At 68.6% G+C, this 3,859-nt stretch carries 5 protein-coding genes; 2 read left to right on the plus strand and 3 right to left on the minus strand.

Features of this window, described 5'->3' with window-relative positions; translation table 11 throughout:
• The 3 genes from RDU12_RS13620 to RDU12_RS13630 all read right to left on the minus strand — a co-directional run.
• Positions 1 to 374: DUF6468 domain-containing protein (locus RDU12_RS13620; protein WP_308685158.1), on the minus strand; the 374-nt coding region annotated here is incomplete at its 3' end.
• A complete protein-coding gene (gene fliM / locus RDU12_RS13625) occupies positions 371 to 1,441 on the minus strand; it encodes a flagellar motor switch protein FliM (protein ID WP_300293171.1) in 1,071 nt (356 codons plus the stop codon). The genes fliM and RDU12_RS13620, both read right to left, overlap by 4 nt.
• 2 nt (positions 1,442 to 1,443) lie before the next feature.
• On the minus strand, positions 1,444 to 2,103 hold the full coding sequence (locus RDU12_RS13630; protein WP_308685161.1) for a flagellar basal body-associated FliL family protein: 660 nt from the start codon (positions 2,101 to 2,103) through the stop codon (positions 1,444 to 1,446).
• Between the two features lie 176 nt (positions 2,104 to 2,279).
• Between RDU12_RS13630 and flgF the strand changes: the two genes are divergently transcribed.
• Positions 2,280 to 3,017: a flagellar basal-body rod protein FlgF gene (gene flgF, locus RDU12_RS13635; RefSeq protein ID WP_300293142.1), complete on the plus strand. Its 738-nt coding sequence runs from the start codon at positions 2,280 to 2,282 to the stop codon at positions 3,015 to 3,017.
• Positions 3,018 to 3,029: 12 nt separating this feature from the next.
• Positions 3,030 to 3,818, plus strand: coding sequence for a flagellar basal-body rod protein FlgG (gene flgG / locus RDU12_RS13640; protein WP_300293140.1), 789 nt, complete (start codon positions 3,030 to 3,032; stop codon positions 3,816 to 3,818).
• The last annotated feature ends 41 nt before the right edge of the window (positions 3,819 to 3,859 follow it).

Genomic DNA, 3,859 nt, shown 5'->3' on the forward strand with positions numbered 1-3,859 from the left:
GTCATGTTGTACTGCTTGGCGATTGCATAAAGGGTCTCTCCCGGCCGTACCTCGTGTACAGCGGTGCCCTTGGCGGGTTCCGGGGCCGCCGGAGCCGACGCGGGTCCGCGGGCGATGAGGGTCTCGAGCTGGGCCTTCACCTCGCGGGCCTTGATGATGCGGTCGTGCAGCAGGTCGGTCTCTTGACCCGAGGCGCGCAGGGAGGCCAGGGCGGCCTCGGCCCGGCCGGCGGCGGCGTTGAGATCGGTGACGGCGGAGGCGAAGGCCTGCTGGCCCTCGCGCAGGGCCGTCAGCTTGCGTTCCAGCCGCACGCCGTAGCCGAGCGCGGCCACCAGCAGCAGCATCAGCACGCCGTCCAGGATCATGCCGGTCATGAGCGTCTTCCCTTCGCGAGGCTTGTGGCGGTCTCGACGTCGATGGGCGCCTCGACGCGCACCGCGATATGCTGGCCCTTGCGGCCCATGCGGCCGGTGGTCAGCGGGATCGACCCGGCGCGGATCGAGATGTCGGAGTCGGGCGTGGCGTTGAGCATCAGGGTGTCGCCGACCTTGAAGGCCAGCACCTGGGACAGCGGCAGCTGCTGCTCGTCCAGCACGGCGCGGACCTCGGTGCCGGTGGTCCAGAGCTCGGTGGCGAGGTGGCCTTCCCAGATGTTGTCGCGGCCGAATTTCTCACCCATGAACTGCTGCAGCAGCATCTTCCGGATCGGTTCGAGGGTGGCGTAGGGCAGCAGCAGCTCGATGCGACCGCCGCGGTCCTCCATGTCGATGCGCAGCTTGACCAGGATGGCGGCGTTGGCCGGCCGGGCGATGGCGGCGAAGCGCGGATTGGTCTCCAGCCGGTCGAGGTTGAAATGCACCGGCGTCAGCGGCTCGAAGGCGGCGCGGGCGTCGGCGAGGACGACCTCGACCATGCGCTGGACCAGCACCCGCTCGATGGTGGTGTAGGGCCGGCCCTCGATGCGCAGGGCCGCGGTGCCGCGGCGGCCGCCCAGCAGGACGTCGACGATCGAATAGATCAGGTTGGAGTCGACCGTCAGCAGGCCGTAGTTGTCCAGCTCCTCGGCCCGGAACACCGCCAGGATGGCCGGCAGGGGGATGGAGTTCAGATAGTCGCCGAAGCGGATCGAGGAGATGTTGTCGAGGCTGACCTCGACGTTGTCCGAGGTGAAGTTGCGCAGGCTGGTCGTCATCAACCGCACCAGGCGGTCGAAGACGATCTCGAGCATCGGCAGGCGCTCGTAGGAGACCAGGGCCGAGTTGATGATGGCCCGGATGCCGGTGCGTTCGGAGCCGTCCTCGTCGCCGAGGTCGAAGCCCAGCAGGCTGTCGATCTCGTCCTGGTTCAGAACCCGTTCCGACACCGCCGCCGGCTCGGCCTCGGCGAGCGGGTCCGCCTCTTCCAGCGGGTCAGGGCTCTCGGCGAAAGCGGCGTCGGTCATGCCTACTGCACCAGCATTTCTTCGATCAGCACGGCGTCGACCTTGCCCGGGGCGGCGATCAGATTGACGCGGCGCAGGATTTCGGCGCGCAGCTGGAAGCTGCCGGCCGATCCGGCCAGGTCCTCGGGCCGCAGTTCGCGCAGGAAGCTCTGGAACATGTCCTGCATCCGCGGCATCTCGGACTGCAGGTGCGCGGCCAGCGCCGCGTCGTGCATCTCCAGCGTCAGCTTCAGCTTCAGATAGGTGGGCCGGCCGTCGGCGGCCTGGATGTTCACCACCATGTCCGGCAGGGTGTAGAAGGTGACGCCGTCAGGCCCCTCGCTGATGACGCCGAGGGCCGGATTGGCCTCGCCGCCGGCGGCGGGACCGTGGCCCCCCCCGCCCTTCTTCTCGGCCGGGGCGTGTCCGCCCTTCTTCTCGGCCCCGTGATCGCCGCCCTCGGCCGCCTCGGCCTTGGGCTGCATCAGGAAGAAGGCGGCGCCCCCGCCCCCGCCCAGCACCACGAGGGCGGCGGGTATGATGATGAACAGCAGGGGCAGCTTCTTTTTCTTCGGCGTGGCGTCGGCCTCGCCTTCGCCCTCGGGCGCGGCAGGGTCGGCGACCGCCGGCAGGGCGGCGTCGTCGCCGGTCGCCGCGTCCTTCTTCTTGCCGAACTTGAACATGCCACGCGCCCCGAGAATCTCTCGGTCCATACGAGACGTTTTTGGTTAACGAGGCGCTAAGAACCGGCAAAACCTGCCGGGCGCCGGGACGGGCCTTGCGGCTGAAACGCCCGCCCTGACTGGGTTAACCCTCCTGGCACGAGCGTTGCGAAGGACCGGGGCGAAAGGAGCCGCCCGTGGAAAACGCCGCCTATGTCGGACTGTCACGCCAGATGACGCTGCGCCGCGAGCTCGACATCGTGGCCAACAACATCGCCAACGCCGACACGACCGGCTTCAAGGTCGAGCAGCTGCTGCTCGGCAAGGAGGTCGGCGAGCGGGCCCGCAACGCCTTCGTCCGCCCCGGCGTCAGCTTCGTGATGGACAACGGCGTCGGCCGCGATTTCGGCCAGGGCGCGTTGGAACAGACCGGCCGCACCCTGGATTTCGCCATCGAGGGCGAAGGCGCCTTCTTCGCCCTGCGCGACGGGGCCGGCGACGCCTACACCCGCGACGGGGCCTTCACCCTCGATCCCGAGGGCCGGCTGACCACCCAGGGCGGCGCGGCCGTCCAGGGCGAGGGCGGCGACATCATCCTCGATCCGGCGCTGGGCCAGACCGCCGTCGCCGCGGACGGCACGATCAGCCAGAACGGCCAGTTGGTCGGCCGGCTCAGCGTGGTGCGCTTCGACACCCTCGCCGTGCTCGAAAAGGGCGGCGACGGCCTCTACCGGAACGCTTCGAACGCCGCCCCCCAGGCCGCCAATGACGTCCAGGTGCGTCAGGCCATGCTGGAGGGCTCCAACGTCAATCCGATCCTCGAGATCACCAATCTGATCGAGATCCAGCGCGCCTACGAGAGCGTGACCCGGATGATCGAAAACACCAATGACCTGTCCCGTCGCGCCGTCGAGCGCCTCGGCCGGGCCGCGTAAGGAGAACGGGACATGAGAGCGCTCAGAACCGCCGCCTCGGGCATGGCCGCCCAGCAGCTGAACGTGGAGGTCATCTCCAACAACATCGCCAACATGAACACGGTCGGCTTCAAGCGTCAGCGGGCCGAGTTCCAGGATCTGCTGTACCAGAACGTCGAGCGGATGGGCGCGCAGTCGTCCAGCCAGGGCACGGTCGTCCCGACCGGCATCCAGATCGGCGCGGGCGTCAAGGCCGGCTCGGTCTACCGGGTCACCGAGCAGGGCAGTCCGTCGCAGACCGGCAACCGCTTCGACGTCGCCGTCGACGGACGCGGCTATTTCCAGATCCTGATGCCGTCGGGCGAGACCGCCTTCACCCGCGCCGGCAACTTCTCCCTCAACGGCGAGGGCCAGCTGGTCACCGACGACGGCTATGCGGTGCAGCCGAACATCTCGATCCCGCAGGACGCCATCGACGTCACCATCTCCAAGTCGGGCCAGGTGCAGGTCATCACCCAGGGCGCGACCGAGCCCCAGGTGGTCGGCCAGATCGAACTGGCCACCTTCTTCAACGAGGCCGGCCTTGAAGCCATCGGCGACAACCTGCTGCTGGAGACGGCGGCCTCGGGCCCGGCCAATGTCGGCGCGCCGGGCGAGGTCGGCTTCGGCGATCTGCTGCAGGGCTATACCGAAGCCTCCAACGTCGACGCCGTGGCCGAGATCAGCGCCCTGATCATCGCCCAGCGGGCCTATGAGATGAACTCGAAGGTCATCACCACCGCCGACCAGATGCTGTCGGTCAGCGCGCAGGTGAAATCGTGAGGGCCCTGATCGTCGCCGCGGCGGCCATGCTGCTGGCGGGG

This window comes from Brevundimonas sp. (assembly GCF_031082345.1).
Lineage (GTDB): Bacteria > Pseudomonadota > Alphaproteobacteria > Caulobacterales > Caulobacteraceae > Brevundimonas.